This window comes from Citrobacter sp. Cpo015 (assembly GCF_030333035.1).
Lineage (GTDB): Bacteria > Pseudomonadota > Gammaproteobacteria > Enterobacterales > Enterobacteriaceae > Citrobacter > Citrobacter portucalensis.
In genome coordinates this window covers 1,067,798-1,082,973 of record NZ_JAOWGS010000019.1, presented here as the reverse complement: position 1 = coordinate 1,082,973, position 15,176 = coordinate 1,067,798, and the positions used below count along the sequence as shown (strand labels likewise).

Genomic DNA, 15,176 nt, shown 5'->3' with positions numbered 1-15,176 from the left:
GATACTTATGCTGTACTGTGAACGTTTTATCGTTTCACATGCTTTTGGCGATCGCCAGTGCTCAAGCGTTATCGGTATCGTGCTGCGATAACTTCTGCTTGAGCGAAGCTAACTTCTAAATCCCCTTCTCTCGGGCTTACCGGGTTATCGTCAGCGATGTTTGACGAGGCGTTTTCACGCCTGTAACTCTTGAGTAAGCAACAATGAGCACATTACTAACCGCACAATCCTTACACGTTGATACGGCATTCGGCACGCTATTCGACGATCTTTCCTTTACCCTGAAAAAAGGCGACCGCATCGGGCTTATCGGTTATAACGGCTGCGGCAAAAGCACGCTGTTAAAACTGCTCGATGGCACGATCTCGCCCACCAGTGGGGCAATCGCGCAGGCGAATCACTGCCATCTCGCGCGTGTAGAACAACATCTACCTGACGATATACTGCCGCTTACGCTACAGGAAGCCGTTCTCGCTCAACTTCCCGAGCATGAACGCGCAGCTCAGCAGTGGCGAGTTGAAGCACTGCTTGCCGAAATGGGTTTTACGCCAGAGAATTTATCTCTGACTGCGCAAACGTTGAGCGGTGGCCAGCACACGCGCTTGCTATTAGCGCGGGCACTGATGCGTAATCCTGACCTGCTGCTGCTGGATGAACCGGGTAACCACCTGGATTTGCCTACATTACTGTGGCTTGAGCAGTTCTTACAGAACTGGTCTGGCAGTTTTGTGGTGGTCTCCCACGACCCGCAACTGCTGGACGCGGTGACTCATGGAACCTGGATCTTGCGCGATCGCACTCTCCATGCGTTTGATCTACCCTGTAGCGCGGCGCGTCAGGCTCTGGCAGAAAGAGATGTCAGTGATGCTCTGCGCCACAAGGCTGAGCAAAAAGAGATAGACCGGGTGACTGCCAGCGCCAAACGGCTGGCAACCTGGGGGCGGGTCTACGACAACGAAGATCTCTCCCGCAAGGCCAAGCAGATGGAAAAACAGGTACAGCGCCTGAAAGAGGTGCAAACAGAAGTAACGTCAGGAAGTCAGTGGACGCTAACATTGCAGGGGGATGCTCTGCGTGCGGATCGTTTGCTGGAGATGACCAATCTGTCTGTAGCCCCTGCTCCCGATGCAGATACACTGTTTTCCATTGCCGGTATCCGGTTAAAAAGCGGCGATCGCGTGGCGATTGTCGGGCGTAACGGTTGCGGGAAATCATCGCTGTTAAGGCTTATCTGGCAACAGTTTCAGTCACAGCTGGCATCACCTTCACTGGTGTTACACCCGCGCGTTACCCTGGGTTATTACGACCAGACGCTGCATCAGCTTGCCGATAACGATTCATTGTTTGATGCGCTGGAAGCGTTTGCCCCGCAGCCAGAGATTCGCAAGATGGCGCTGATTAGCGCGGGATTTCCGTGGGTTCGTCATGCGCAGCGAGTCAGCACGTTAAGCGGCGGTGAGCGCTCCCGGTTACTGTTTGTTGGGTTGACGCTTGCGCGCTACAGTCTGCTGATGCTCGATGAACCGACCAATCATCTGGATATGGAAGGCAAAGAGGCGCTGGCAGAAACGCTGCAAAGCTATAACGGCGGCGTGTTACTGGTCAGTCACGACCGGCAGCTTATCAGCCAAAGCTGCAACCGGTTCTGGTTAATCGACAATGGCGAACTCAGTGAATGGCACGATCTGGAGGCGGTCAATGCGCGTATTCGGGAAACGTCCGCGGAGATAACCGTTCCCAAAACGGTGGCTGAAGCGAAAACTGAAATAAGCGGTGACAGCGATAGATTGCTGGAACAACTTCTCGATCTTGAGCAGCGTCTGGCCGACGATCTCGCCCGCAAGCCGAAACATCAAAAACCGTTGTTACAGGCGCAATGGCGCAAGGAGATTGAACGTCTGAACGCACAACTTGAGTAATCTTTATTGCCGGATGGCGCAAGCTTATCCGGCCTACATCAGCAAAATGCGCGTGTAGGCCAGCCATCCGGCAATTCTTGCGTGACGCTTTCCAGTTATTCCCCTTCTCTCTTTTTCTTTTTGCACATTCGCCGCACAATTTTAAATATCGCAATCTTGGTGTTGCGTTGAACGGAACATTGATGGTAGTGTTCCTCTTGAAGGAACAAGGATGATACGGATGATCATGAACTTCAGGCACAAGGGATTGCGCGATTTGTTTCTTCATGGACGAACATCAGGCGTTATGGCGAAACATGTCCGACGATTACGACACAGACTTGCCGTTATTGATGCGGCAAGCAAGGTTACAGATATCAATATGCCCGGTTATAAGCTACATCCTCTGGTGGGGGAACGCGACGGCATATGGGCAATTTCTGTTTCAGGTAACAGGCGTATTACGTTTGAATTCGTCAATGGCGACGCGTACATACTGGATTACGAGGACTATCATTGATGAAGATGGCAAATCATCCCCGTCCTGGGGATATCATTCAGGAAGCGCTGGAAGAACTCAATGTCAGCCTGCGCGAGTTTGCCAGAGCTATGGAGATTGCACCGTCAACGGCAAGTCGACTATTAACCGGGAAAGCGGCTCTGACGCCTGAGATGGCGATTAAACTCTCCGTAGTGATTGGCAGTTCACCCGAAATGTGGTTAAACCTGCAAAATACCTGGAGTCTGGCAGAGGCCCAAAAAAGCGTGGATATTTCACGTCTGCGTAAGCTGGCGGTACAGTGATATAAATGCCGGATATACTTTTGTCATCCGGCATACCATTTATTGCTGCGGTTTTTTCTCTTTCCAGGCATCCCAGGCCTGTTTGATCTCTTGCTTTGCCGTAGCGGCGTCATTGAAACCGTTTAATTCGACCTTCTTGCGCCCTTCCGGCAGATCTTTGTACACGCGGAAGAAAGATTCCAGACGTTGAACTTCAATCTTGGGCAGATCGCTTAACTCTTTGATGTCGTCATAAGTGGGGTCAATTTTACTGGCCGGAACGGCGACAATTTTGTCGTCCTTTTCACCGCCGTCGATCATCTTCAGTACGCCAATAGCGCGCAGCTTAATCAACGTTCCCGGAGCAAGCGGCGCACGGGTATAAAAAATGACGTCCAGCGGGTCACCGTCACCGGCTAAAGACTGGGTGAGTGAACCGTAGTTGGCGGGATAGGCAACCGGCATTGACTGGAAGCGATCGGCAACGATAAAACCGGTTTTGGCGTCGGTTTCATATTTAATCATTCCACCTGCCGGAATTTCGGTTACGGCATAAAACTCTTCCGGGTTGTTCTCCGGCTGAGGAAATTCGAGGATGTTCTGTGCCTGAGCTGAAGCACAAAGAAACACGCTGACTGCGAGTAATTTTTTCACCAGATGCATTGTCTTTTAACTCTTCTATTATCGGAAAGACAACACCTTACGTTCAGCAGATGACAGAAACATGACGTTTTTTTGGCAAAAAAATGGCGCTACCGATGTAGCGCCATTGCGTAGAGGGAACATCAGGGATTAGTTAACCCCTTCCTCGCTCTCTTTTTTCGCTTCTTGTCTTTCAACTTCGCGATACCAACGTGGGTGATGTTTCTTCGCCCAACGACGGCTCACTTTCCCTTCGACCATACCTTTAATCGATCCTTTCACCCAGAATGCCATATACATATGGATGAGGATGGCGTGCATCAGGATAATCCCCGCAGCCGCATGGATCAGCAGGCTATAGCGCACGACCTGCATCGGGAAGAACTGCGCAAAGTACGGACGCCAGATAATGATACCGGTAATCAGCAGCACGAAAATCATGCTCATAATCGACCAGAACATCATTTTCTGCCCGGCGTTGTATTTGCCCACATCCGCCACTTTGTGTTCATTGCCTTTCAGTACTTCCACAATGTTTTTCAGCCACGGAATATCTTTCTTATCCGGGATGTTGTGGTGCACAAAGCGTACAAACATGAACATCAGCGCCACGAAGATTAGTATGCCGAAGAACGGGTGCAAAATACGTCCCATCTGCGGCGTACCGAAGGTTTGCGTCAGCCATTGCAGAGTCGGGAAGAAAAATGAAATCCCCGACAGCGCTACCAGGAAGAAGCAGATCACCACCGTCCAGTGACAGGCGCGGTCGATAAACTTCGTGCGCACAATCATTTTCGACTTACTCATGATGATCCTCCTCGTCGTCGTCCACTTCCTTATTCGGACCAATACCAATGTAGTGGTAAATCAGTCCGGCGAAGGTGGCGATAAATCCGGCAGCGGCCAGCGGCTTCAGCGCCCCTTTCCACAGATTGATAGAGGTATCTATCTGCGGGTCTTTTGGCAGACCGTGATACAGTTCAGGCTGGTTGGCATGATGCAGAACGTACATGACGTGCGTGCCGCCCACACCTTCCGGGTTGTAGAGACCGGCATGTTCAAAACCGCGAGCTTTCAGTTTTGCCACACGCTGTTCGCCCATTTCCAGCATTTCCTGCTTGGTGCCGAAATGTATTGCCCCGGTCGGACACGTTTTCACGCAGGCAGGTTCCTGCCCGACGCTGACGCGGTCCACACACAGCGTACATTTATACACCCGGTTATCCTCTTTATTGAGGCGCGGAATATTAAATGGACACCCGGCAATACAGTAGCCGCAGCCAATGCAGTGCTCTGACTGGAAATCGACAATCCCGTTGGCGTACTGGATGATGGCCCCGGCAGACGGGCACGCCTTCAGGCAGCCCGGATCTTCACAGTGCATACAGCCGTCTTTACGAATCAACCACTCCAGCTTGCCGTTCTGTTCGGTTTCGGTAAATCGCATCACCGTCCAGGACTTGGCGCTGAGATCGGCGGGGTTGTCATAAACCCCGACGCAGTGGCCAACTTCATCGCGGATATCGTTCCACTCTGAGCATGCCACCTGACAGGCCTTACAGCCTATGCAGGTGGAAACGTCGATCAGCTTCGCGACCTCTGCTTTGTAATCACGAGCCTGAGGTGGCGGCGTGATGGAGTTTGTTGCGGACCGTTTGATGATGTCCTGCGTTTCCATAGACATATGTTCGCCTCCCTTACGCCTTCTCGATGTTAACTAAAAACGCTTTGTATTCCGGCGTTTGCGAGTTTGCATCACCGACGTTCGGCGTCAGGGTGTTGGCGATAAAGCCTTTACGCGCGACTCCTTCAAAGCCCCAGTGGATTGGGATCCCAACCGTTTCTACCTGCTGACCGTTGACGTTCAGGGTACGCAGACGACGAGTGACCACGGCAACTGCGCGAATAAATCCACGTTTGCTGCTGACTTTCACGTGATCGCCGTTGTTGATCCCCTTCGCTGCCGCCAGCGTTTCGCTGATTTCCACAAACTGCTCCGGCTGGGCAATCGCATTCAACAATGCGTGCTTGGTCCAGGTATGGAAATGTTCGGTCAGACGATAGGTCGTCCCGACGTACGGGAAGTCCTGTTTCGTGCCCATACGAAGTTTATCCGCCTCGTACAGACGCGCTGCCGGGTTGGAGATCACATTCGGGTGCAGCGGGTTAGTGCCCAGCGGCGTTTCCATCGGCTCGTAGTGTTCCGGGAACGGACCTTCCGCCATCTTATCGATAGCAAACAGACGCCCCAGCCCTTCCGGCTGCATGATAAACGGATTGGTGCCACTGCCCGGTGCTGCGGTATTGAAGTCCGGGATATCGTTCCCTGTCCACTTCGTACCGTTCCACTGGATAAGCATGCGTTTTGGATCCCACGGTTTACCCTGCGGATCCGCCGAAGCGCGGTTATACAGCACGCGACGGTTCAGCGGCCATGCCCAGGCCCAGCCCAGCGTATTACCGAGACCTGACGGGTCAGCGTTATCGCGATTGGCCATCTGGTTGCCCTGCTCGGTCCAGCTACCGGTATAAATCCAGCAGGATGATGACGTAGAACCATCATCGCGCAGCAGCGCAAAGCTGTTGAGCAACTGACCTTTCTTCGCAACCAGCACGCCGTTGGCATCATAGAGATCTTCCAGCGCATAGCCGTTGTTCTCTTTCGCCACTTCTTCGGAGTGCGGTTCGTCCGGCTGCTTATAGTTCCAGCTCATTTTCAGAACGGGTTCTACAGCTTTACCGCCTTCAGTGCGATACATGTTACGCAGACGGTGGTAAATACCGGCAAGGATCTCGCCGTCGTTGCGGGCTTCACCCGGTGCGTCCTGACCTTTCCAGTGCCACTGCAGCCAGCGGCCGGAGTTGGCGATGGAACCGTCTTCTTCTGCAAAGCAGGTAGAAGGCAAACGGAAAACTTCGGTCTGAATCGACGCCGGGTCAACGTCGTTTGATTCACCGTGGTTCTGCCAGAACGTTGAGGTTTCGGTCACCAGCGGATCGATAACCACCAGATACTTCAGTTTGCTGAGGCTCTGCACCACTTTGTTTTTGTCCGGGAAGGACGCAACAGGGTTAAAGCCCTGACAGATGTAGCCGGTGACTTTCCCGCTATCCATCATGTTGAAGTATTTAATGACGTCGTAGGACTGATCCCACTTCGGCAGCCACTCAAAGCCCCAGTCATTTTCTTTCTGCGCTGCATTGCCGTAGAAAGATTTCATCAGGCTGACGAAGAACTTCGGATAGTTGCCCCAGTAGTTAACCTGATCGGCCAATGTCGCTTTTGGCGTGTTTGCGGCCAGATAGGTTTGCAGGTCTGTCTGTTTCTCTGACGGCAGCGTCAGGTAGCCCGGCAGGCTGGTAGAGAGCAGACCTAAGTCGGTTAACCCTTGAATGTTGGAGTGGCCGCGCAAGGCGTTGACACCGCCACCTGCCATCCCCATGTTGCCGAGCAGCAACTGGATCATCGCCATGGTGCGGATGTTCTGTGCCCCGACGGTATGTTGAGTCCAACCCAGCGCGTACAGGAACGTGGTGGTGCGATCGGCTGCGCTGGTGGAAGCCAGCACTTCGCAGACTTTCAGGAAGTCTTCTTTCGGCGTACCACAAATGTTTTCCACCACATCCGGCGTGTAGCGGGAAACGTGCTGTTTTAGCAGGTTCCAGACACAGCGAGGATGGCTTAACGTTTCATCGCGTTTCGCGTAGCCGTTTTCATCGAACTGGTAGTTCCAGGACGATTTATCGTATTGGCGTTTTTTCGCATCGTACCCGCTGAACAGACCGTCTTCAAAAGCATAGTCATCCCGCACCAGCAGGCTGGCGTTGGTGTAATGCTTAACGTATTCAGCGTTAATTTTGTTGTTTTCAATCAGGTACAGCAAGACGCCGGACAGGAACGTAATGTCCGTGCCGGAACGAATTGGCGCATAGATATCCGCCACCGAAGCTGTACGTGTAAAACGAGGGTCAACAACAATCAGCGTGGCATCATTGTTGTTTTTGGCTTCCATCGCCCAGCGGAATCCCACTGGATGTGCTTCAGCGGCGTTACCGCCCATCACCATCACGACGTTAGCGTTTTTAATATCAACCCAGTGGTTGGTCATCGCACCGCGACCAAATGTTGGAGCAAGACTTGCTACCGTTGGTCCGTGTCAGACGCGCGCCTGGTTGTCTACTGCCAGCATGCCGAGTGAGCGCACAAATTTTTGCGTCAGCATGCCGGTTTCATTACTTGCCGCAGATGCACACAGCATCCCGGTTGAAAGCCAGCGGTTTACCGTTACGCCCTGCTCATTCTTCTCAATAAAGTTGGCGTCACGGTCAGTTTTCATCAGCTTCGCGATACGGGTGAATGCTTCATCCCAGCTGATACGCTGCCATTTGTCGGAACCTGGTGCACGGTATTCCGGGTAACGCAGACGGTTTTCACTGTGCACGTAATCCAGTAATCCTGCGCCCTTAGGGCATAATGCCCCACGGCTCACCGGATGATCCGGATCCCCTTCAATATGGTAAATCGACTCTTTGGCGTTTTTTGCTCCATCTCCCAGGCTATACATTAATAGCCCGCAACCTACGGAACAGTATGTGCAGGTGTTTCGGATCTCTTTGGCGCGTAACAGTTTATAGTTTCGCGCCTGAGCCAGTGCCATTTTGGGTGCAAAACCCAGAGCAGCTACTGTTGTTCCCGCCATACCGCCCGCGCAGATTTTAAAAAATTGTCTGCGGCTGACGTCCATTGCTTTCCTCTTTTTTGCAGGGATTCGTACAGGACATCTCTCAGATCGCGCCAGCGCGGCATAATTGAAAGATGACATGTACAACTTCGCGACGAAACTATCAGCTATATCCATATTTTTTTTGCGTCAAATCAATAACGAAACGGTTCCGCTACTAAATAGTGCACTTTGTTTAACCTTTGTACCTATAAGGGGGTAGATAAAAGGTAATTAGTTAGCGCGCTACGGTGTAAAAGTGCTATAAATTTCAGCTTAAATTTTTACCAGCACCATGGACAGATAATCAGAATGACAAAACATAAAGCGACGTTAATTGGGCTCATTGCCATCGTGCTCTGGAGCACGATGGTCGGGCTAATGCGTGGGGTAAGTGAAGGACTGGGTCCTGCAGGTGGCGCAGCAATGATTTTTTCGTTAAGTGGCCTGTTGCTGATTTTTACCGTCGGCTTTCCGAATATCAGAAAAATTCCTGTGCGTTATTTAATCGCGGGTAGCGTGCTTTTTGTTACCTATGAAATATGTTTAGCGCTGGCTCTCGGTTATGCGGCTACTCGTCACCAGGCTATCGAAGTCGGTATGGTCAATTATCTCTGGCCGAGTCTGACGATATTGTTTGCTATTTTATTTAATGGTCAAAAAACAACCTGGCTGGTAATCCCAGGATTAATTATCGCATTGACCGGGGTTTGTTGGGTATTGGGTGGCGAAAATGGCCTTAATCCTGGTGAAATTATAAACAACGTTGCCAGCAGCCCGCTGAGCTATTTCCTCGCCTTTCTTGGCGCATTTATCTGGGCAACGTATTGCACGGTGACCAATAAATACGCAAAAGGCTTTAACGGTATTACCGTATTCGTTTTACTAACGGCTGCAAGTTTGTGGATTTACTATTTTATGACTCCGCAACCAGAAATGATTTTCAGCACTTCGGTGACTATTAAAATGTTCTCAGCGGCATTAACGTTAGGATTTGCCTACGCGGCGTGGAATATTGGCATTTTGCATGGCAACGTGACCATCATGGCCGTAGGTTCCTATTTTACCCCAGTGCTATCCTCCGCTCTGGCTGCTGTGTTACTCAGCGCCCCGTTGTCGCTATCTTTCTGGCAGGGTGCATTGATGGTTTGTGCGGGTTCGCTACTTTGCTGGTTGGCAACACGCCGCGCCTGAAAAAAAATCCGGGTTTTATCGCGCAAATCTAAAACCCGGCTACACTGTAATCAAATTAATGAATAATAAATGTTCATTCCACCTGTGGGTTATGTTTATTTTTGTTTAATTTAATGTTAAATAATTGGTGATTAATTAACTCCCGAAAATATTGCATGCTTATCTATATCCCTCAGTATGTATATATTATACCTGCGTGACTAACGCCATTTAAACCATAGACGGCACAATAGTCCCCTACGTAAATATACCCATTCAGATTTGTCACATATAAAGATTAATACAATCAGCTATATTATGTAGATCTGGATCACACAAATTCAAATATTTCGCAATATTATGAAACTTATTATTGAACTTATACCACTGCGTCATTTAAAAATAGTTTGCCATTGACGAACCCCTTCATTTAGCAATGGTTTAGGAAACACACCAAGAAAAAATTATAAGGATTATTTAGAATGAAACTTAAATTAGTTGCAGTGGCAGTGACTAGCCTGTTGGCGGCAGGTGCGGTAAACGCAGCTGAGGTATATAACAAAGACGCAAACAAACTGGATATCTACGGTAAAGTTCACGCTCAGCATTACTTCTCTGACGACAACGGCAGCGATGGCGACAAAACCTACGCGCGTCTGGGCTTCAAAGGCGAAACTCAGATCAATGACCAGCTGGTTGGTTTTGGTCAGTGGGAATATGAATTCAAAGGTAACCGTACTGAATCCACCGGTGGTTCCAACAGCGACAAAACTCGTCTGGCATTCGCTGGTCTGAAATTCGCTGAATACGGTTCTTTCGACTACGGTCGTAACTACGGCGTAGCATACGACATCGGCGCATGGACCGACGTCCTGCCTGAGTTCGGTGGTGATACCTGGACCCAGACTGACGTATTCATGACTGGCCGTACTACTGGCGTTGCAACCTACCGTAACACCGACTTCTTCGGTCTGGTTGAAGGTCTGAACTTTGCTGCTCAGTACCAGGGCAAAAATGACCGTGACAACCTGAAAGAAGCTAACGGTGACGGCTTCGGTCTGTCTACTACTTATGAGTATGAAGGCTTTGGCGTAGGTGCTACCTATGCGAAATCTGACCGTACCGACAAACAGTCTGTAGGTAACGGCGGTTTCATGGCTTCCGGTAAAAACGCTGAAGTATGGGCTGCTGGTCTGAAATATGATGCGAACAACATCTACCTGGCAACCACCTACTCCGAAACCCGCAACATGACCACCTATGGTGGCTCCGGTGTTACTGGTATTGCAGATAAAGCACAGAACTTTGAAGTTGTTGCACAGTACCAGTTCGACTTCGGTCTGCGTCCGTCCGTTGCTTACCTGAAATCCAAAGGTAAAGACATCAACGGTTACGGCGACCAGGATCTGGTTGAATACGTAGACCTGGGTGCTACTTACTACTTCAACAAAAATATGTCCACCTTCGTTGATTACAAAATCAACCTGCTGGATGACAACAACTTCACCAATGCAGCGAAAGTGTCAACCGACAACATCGTGGCTGTTGGTCTGAACTACCAGTTCTAATTTTGTTGTAGTCTGAATACAAAGCCAGTCCTCCAAGGGCTGGCTTTTTCTCTTAATGTAGACTCGGTCATAAGGAGTATGCCGTGCAGACATTCACTGGTCGTTGTCTTTGCGGACAGAGTCATTTTACCGTTGACGTCGAAATGCTGGATGTCTATGCCTGCCACTGTACGCTGTGTCAGAAATGGTCAGGCGGCATCGCCATGTATCTGGAAGCCAGCGCTCATCCGCTAATGTCGCCAGAATCGGCAGAACCTTCGCACTTTCCTTCCTCAAATCGTGGTGAACGGTTCTTCTGTTCCGGCTGCGGATGCCCACTGTGGTTTACGTTGACGGACAGCGATCGCTACTTTATTCCATGGACACTTCTGGAACTTAATGAGGTAGATCGCCGCCGCCTGATATTAGCGGCAGAGATCTATACGGAAACGCAACCTGCGTTCTGGAGACTGACGGGGCAATACGCTCGACTGAGTGGGAAAGAAGTCGAAGAGATGGATTACCCCTGTCATTTAGCTCACTAGTTATTAACGTTGTACCTTTGCCAGACTGAACCACATTCCTATCGCTAATATGATAAGCATGCTGCCGGCGCTGCTTAAGGCCACGCTATGTGACCAGGTGAACGCTTCTCTGGCAGCCGTCAGCAATGCCTCACTCAGTGACGACGGGAGCGAGTGCGCCAGTTGTACCGCCTCCCCCATTGACGATGTGGCTCGTTCTACTTCCTGCGGATTCAGTCCGGCTGGCGGCAGAATCGATGCAGAAAAGCTACGGCTCAGCAGTAAGCCAAAGATAGCGATCCCAAGTCCTGCTCCCAGTTCATAAGCCATTGTCTCGATGGCGCCAGCGGCCGCGGCTTTTTCCGCCGGCGCTGCTGCCATGATAGCTGCCGTTGAAGCCAGGAGCGCACTGGCGGCGCTGAAGCCGAGCAAAGCCATCAAAATCCAGGCTTGTACCTGTTGGCTACTGAAATCCGTCATCGCCAGGCCGTAAAAACTGACGGCGCTCAGTGCCATGCCCGCCGTTGCCACACAACGTAATCCAAGGCGTGAAACCAACATACCGGCAATCGGTCCGCTGAAACCACTTGCCAGCATCACAGGCAGCATGAACAATCCAGCCTGATACGGTGTTAAACCGTGAACAAACTGTAGTTCCTGAGCCATCAGCAACTCAAAACCCACCAGCGTTATCATCGCGGTCATCGCCATCACTACACCGCTCAAGATAATGCGATGCGTGAACAGACGCATATCAATCATCGGGCGAGCTGCCGCAAGCTGGATACGGACAAACTGCCACAACAGTAAAGCGCCGGTTAACAGCGTCAGGGCGATGGCAACGGTCGCCGTATGCCCTTTCAGCGCAGTTTTAGCGCTGTAAACCAACAGCAGAATGGCAACAATCAGCATTATCGCATGACCAAAATTTAACGATTGATCGCGACGTCCGGCCTGGCGTGGCACTAAGCGTGCGGTTAAGGCCATTACCACCAGAACAATCGGCACATTAATTAAGAATACGGACCCCCAGTAGAAGTGCTCCAGCAGCATCCCGCCAACCAGTGGGCCAAACGCCGCACCGCCGGAACCGACCGCCGCCCAGACGCCGAGCGCCATATTTCGATGCCGTTGCTCAGAGAACGTGGCGCGAATACCCGCCAGCGTTGCCGGAACAATCATCGCCGCGCCAATTGCCAATACCGCCCGGGTTGCAATCAGCCAGCTTGCGCTATGAGCAAAAGCGGCCGCCAGCGATGCGAGACCAAATAATCCACCGCCTAACAGCAGCAGACGTTTAAAGCCGATGCGATCCCCCAGCGCACCCATTGGCAATACCATTCCGGCCATTACCAGGGAATAAATATCAATGATCCACAGCAGCTCGTTACCACTGGCACCCAGCGTCATACTCAGCGTGGGCGCGGCAACGTGCAGCACCGTTGCATCAATCGCAACAGGGATGTAGACCAGCACAATAATGACTAACGTTAACCACTGACGAAACATAAAACTCCCTAACGAAACCAAAGCTGGACACATGTCCAGCTTTAGCGATCCTACGGAAAATTGAACATATGTCCAACTTTTTGTTAGACTGCGATCTATACGGGTACAGGAGGAATGATGAGCTATCTAAATCGGGATGAACGTCGGGAAGTGATTCTGCAAGCAGCAATGCGTGTCGCACTTGAAGAAGGATTTTCCGCCATGACGGTTCGACGCATTGCTGCAGAAGCTCACGTCGCGACGGGCCAGGTACATCACCATTTCGCCTCTGCCGGCGAACTCAAATCCCAGGCATTTGTGCGCCTTATCCGCACCCTACTTGATGCCGAACTGGTCAGCGAAGACGCCAGTTTCCGTGAGCGACTGCATGCGATGCTAGGCAGTGAAGATGGTGGTCTGGAACCCTATATTAAGCTATGGCGTGAAGCACAGGTTGTTGCGGGTAAGGATCCGGAAATTAAAAGCGCCTACCTGTTGACCATGCGAATGTGGCACGAAGAAACCGCCAACATCATTACACAAGGACAGAAAGCCGGTGAGTTCTCATCCGCGCCTGATGCCGCCGACGTCGCATGGCGCTTAATCGCATTAGTCTGCGGTCTGGATGGTATGTACATATTAGGTATTGAGGAAATGGCCGATCCTGCATTCGATCGTCATCTTGATCGTATGATAACGCAGGAGTTATTTATTTGATGTAATAGATGGATTAACAATACATCTTTTATGTTTACAATTAGTAACACTTAAGCAACGTGTAATTCTCCCATCACGCCGCGTTATTGCGCTTTTTTATCTATTCTTTCAGTCAATATTCCTAAAACTTTTCAATAGTTTCTAAAAAGAAGCCGCGCGGCGCTGCATGCGTTTATTTCTTTTTCATGAACGGCATGTGCATGGAGAATAATATGTCATCATCAAATGAGAAAAATAATCGTTATCTTTTAACTGACTGGAAACCAGAGAACCCCGGCTTTTGGGAAAATAAAGGCAAGCACATTGCGCGCAGAAACCTCTGGATATCAGTAAGTTGTCTGCTGCTTGCGTTCTGTGTCTGGATGTTGTTCAGCGCCGTAGCCGTCAATCTGAATAAAATTGGTTTTAATTTCACCACCGACCAACTGTTTTTATTAACGGCATTGCCATCTCTTTCTGGTGCAATATTACGCGTGCCCTACTCCTTTATGGTACCTATATTTGGTGGTCGTCGCTGGACCATTTTTAGCACGATTATTCTGGTTATTCCCTGCGTCTGGCTCGGATTTGCCGTGCAAAATACCGCTACTCCGTTTGGAGTATTTATAATCATTGCGCTGATGTGTGGTTTTGCTGGCGCTAACTTTGCCTCCAGCATGGGCAATATCAGCTTTTTCTTCCCCAAAGCGAAGCAAGGTAGCGCATTAGGCGTTAACGGTGGTCTCGGCAACCTCGGCGTCAGCGTGATGCAGTTGATCGCGCCACTGGTGATCTTTCTGCCCATATTTACCTTTTTGGGCGTACAGGGCGTACCGCAAGCTGACGGCTCGTTATTGTCGCTGGCCAATGCAGCATGGATATGGGTGCCGTTACTGCTGATAGCCACCGTGGCAGCGGGCATGGGAATGAACGACATTGCCAGCTCGAAGGCCTCAATTGCCTCTCAGTTACCGGTCCTCAAGCGTTTTCATCTGTGGTTATTAAGTCTGCTGTATCTCGCCACCTTCGGTTCATTTATCGGTTTTTCGGCAGGCTTTGCCATGCTGGCGAAAACCCAGTTCCCCGACGTGAATATCCTGCAACTGGCGTTCTTCGGCCCCTTCATCGGCGCGCTTGCACGATCGGCGGGTGGTGTTATCTCTGACAAGTTTGGTGGTGTGCGTGTCACCCTAATTAACTTCATCTTTATGGCACTGTTCAGCGCCCTGCTGTTTCTCACTTTGCCCGGCTCGGGCGAAGGTAGCTTTATCGCGTTTTACCTGGTGTTTATGGGCTTGTTCCTGACCGCGGGTCTGGGCAGCGGTTCAACCTTCCAGATGATTGCGGTGATCTTTCGCAAAATCACAATTTATCGGGTGAAGCTGCATGGTGGTACCGAAGAACAGGCTCAGCGGGAAGCGGTAACCGATACCGCAGCCGCCCTGGGATTTATTTCCGCTATTGGCGCAGTGGGGGGCTTCTTCATTCCTAAAGCGTTCGGCTCATCGCTGGCGTTGACCGGCTCTCCGGTGGGTGCCATGAAAATATTCCTCGTGTTTTACATCGTCTGCGTGCTGGTGACCTGGTTGGTCTATGGCCGTAAATCACAAAAAAAATAACAAAATGGATACCGCAGGATCGGACATTTAGGTAGGTCGGATCAGGCCTGGAGTTCGATTCACCGTCGGCAATATTATCGAAGCA

General features: G+C 50.7%; 12 protein-coding genes and 1 pseudogene. 8 read left to right on the top strand and 5 right to left on the bottom strand.

Features of this window, described 5'->3' with window-relative positions; translation table 11 throughout:
• Positions 1–203: 203 nt before the first annotated feature.
• The 3 genes from OGY67_RS05260 to OGY67_RS05250 all read left to right on the top strand — a co-directional run bounded on the left by OGY67_RS05260 (position 204) and on the right by OGY67_RS05250 (position 2,702).
• Positions 204–1,919, top strand: coding sequence for an ABC-F family ATP-binding cassette domain-containing protein (locus tag OGY67_RS05260; RefSeq protein WP_286573654.1), 1,716 nt, complete (start codon positions 204–206; stop codon positions 1,917–1,919).
• A gap of 220 nt (positions 1,920–2,139) precedes the next feature.
• Positions 2,140–2,418, top strand: a complete 279-nt coding sequence (locus OGY67_RS05255; protein WP_137377931.1) for a type II toxin-antitoxin system RelE/ParE family toxin — start codon at positions 2,140–2,142, stop codon at positions 2,416–2,418.
• A complete protein-coding gene (locus OGY67_RS05250) occupies positions 2,418–2,702 on the top strand; it encodes a HigA family addiction module antitoxin (RefSeq protein WP_003833018.1) in 285 nt (94 codons plus the stop codon). Before OGY67_RS05255 ends, OGY67_RS05250 begins: the two co-directional genes overlap by 1 nt.
• Before the next feature lie 41 nt (positions 2,703–2,743).
• Here OGY67_RS05250 and OGY67_RS05245 read toward each other — a convergent pair.
• The 4 genes and pseudogenes from OGY67_RS05245 to fdnG form a co-directional block, all read right to left on the bottom strand.
• A pseudogene (locus OGY67_RS05245) lies at positions 2,744–3,344 on the bottom strand (inorganic diphosphatase); the annotation flags it as partial.
• Between the two features lie 129 nt (positions 3,345–3,473).
• Positions 3,474–4,130, bottom strand: coding sequence for a formate dehydrogenase-N subunit gamma (gene fdnI, locus OGY67_RS05240; RefSeq protein ID WP_003020054.1), 657 nt, complete (start codon positions 4,128–4,130; stop codon positions 3,474–3,476).
• Entirely contained in the window at positions 4,123–5,007 is an 885-nt protein-coding gene (gene fdnH, locus OGY67_RS05235) for a formate dehydrogenase N subunit beta (RefSeq protein WP_003833024.1), read from the bottom strand. Before fdnH ends, fdnI begins: the two co-directional genes overlap by 8 nt.
• Positions 5,008–5,020: 13 nt before the next feature.
• Positions 5,021–8,068, bottom strand: coding sequence for a formate dehydrogenase-N subunit alpha (gene fdnG, locus OGY67_RS05230; protein ID WP_122973786.1), 3,048 nt, complete (start codon positions 8,066–8,068; stop codon positions 5,021–5,023).
• A 288-nt stretch (positions 8,069–8,356) separates the two neighbouring features.
• On the opposite strand from fdnG, the gene yddG reads away from it, so the two are divergent.
• The 3 genes from yddG to OGY67_RS05215 all read left to right on the top strand — a co-directional run bounded on the left by yddG (position 8,357) and on the right by OGY67_RS05215 (position 11,309).
• On the top strand, positions 8,357–9,238 hold the full coding sequence (gene yddG, locus OGY67_RS05225) for an aromatic amino acid efflux DMT transporter YddG (protein ID WP_286573651.1): 882 nt from the start codon (positions 8,357–8,359) through the stop codon (positions 9,236–9,238).
• A 461-nt stretch (positions 9,239–9,699) separates the two neighbouring features.
• Positions 9,700–10,785, top strand: a complete 1,086-nt coding sequence (gene ompD / locus OGY67_RS05220; RefSeq protein WP_137377932.1) for a porin OmpD — start codon at positions 9,700–9,702, stop codon at positions 10,783–10,785.
• A gap of 83 nt (positions 10,786–10,868) precedes the next feature.
• Positions 10,869–11,309 carry a GFA family protein gene (locus OGY67_RS05215; RefSeq protein WP_003833032.1) on the top strand — a complete coding sequence of 147 codons (441 nt, stop codon included), beginning with the start codon at positions 10,869–10,871 and terminating at the stop codon, positions 11,307–11,309.
• A gap of 3 nt (positions 11,310–11,312) precedes the next feature.
• On the opposite strand, the gene OGY67_RS05210 is transcribed toward OGY67_RS05215, so the two are convergent.
• Positions 11,313–12,797 carry an MFS transporter gene (locus OGY67_RS05210; protein ID WP_008784803.1) on the bottom strand — a complete coding sequence of 495 codons (1,485 nt, stop codon included), beginning with the start codon at positions 12,795–12,797 and terminating at the stop codon, positions 11,313–11,315.
• A 117-nt stretch (positions 12,798–12,914) separates the two neighbouring features.
• Between OGY67_RS05210 and OGY67_RS05205 the strand changes: the two genes are divergently transcribed.
• Together OGY67_RS05205 and OGY67_RS05200 are read left to right on the top strand one after the other, a co-directional pair.
• Positions 12,915–13,493 (top strand): TetR family transcriptional regulator, encoded by a 579-nt coding sequence (locus OGY67_RS05205; RefSeq protein WP_057068227.1) that lies wholly within the window; start codon positions 12,915–12,917, stop codon positions 13,491–13,493.
• 212 nt (positions 13,494–13,705) lie between these two features.
• Positions 13,706–15,091, top strand: a complete 1,386-nt coding sequence (locus tag OGY67_RS05200; protein ID WP_008784805.1) for a NarK family nitrate/nitrite MFS transporter — start codon at positions 13,706–13,708, stop codon at positions 15,089–15,091.
• The last annotated feature ends 85 nt before the right edge of the window (positions 15,092–15,176 follow it).

Excerpts from the sequence above, each read along its gene's own strand:
- OGY67_RS05260 (WP_286573654.1), top strand. The coding sequence starts at position 204 with ATGAGCACATTACTAACCGCACAATCCTTACACGTTGATACGGCATTC.
- OGY67_RS05255 (WP_137377931.1), top strand. The coding sequence starts at position 2,140 with ATGATCATGAACTTCAGGCACAAGGGATTGCGCGATTTGTTTCTTCAT.
- OGY67_RS05250 (WP_003833018.1), top strand. The coding sequence starts at position 2,418 with ATGAAGATGGCAAATCATCCCCGTCCTGGGGATATCATTCAGGAAGCG.
- fdnI (WP_003020054.1), bottom strand. The coding sequence starts at position 4,130 with ATGAGTAAGTCGAAAATGATTGTGCGCACGAAGTTTATCGACCGCGCC.
- fdnH (WP_003833024.1), bottom strand. The coding sequence starts at position 5,007 with ATGTCTATGGAAACGCAGGACATCATCAAACGGTCCGCAACAAACTCC.
- yddG (WP_286573651.1), top strand. The coding sequence starts at position 8,357 with ATGACAAAACATAAAGCGACGTTAATTGGGCTCATTGCCATCGTGCTC.
- ompD (WP_137377932.1), top strand. The coding sequence starts at position 9,700 with ATGAAACTTAAATTAGTTGCAGTGGCAGTGACTAGCCTGTTGGCGGCA.
- OGY67_RS05210 (WP_008784803.1), bottom strand. The coding sequence starts at position 12,797 with ATGTTTCGTCAGTGGTTAACGTTAGTCATTATTGTGCTGGTCTACATC.
- OGY67_RS05205 (WP_057068227.1), top strand. The coding sequence starts at position 12,915 with ATGAGCTATCTAAATCGGGATGAACGTCGGGAAGTGATTCTGCAAGCA.
- OGY67_RS05200 (WP_008784805.1), top strand. The coding sequence starts at position 13,706 with ATGTCATCATCAAATGAGAAAAATAATCGTTATCTTTTAACTGACTGG.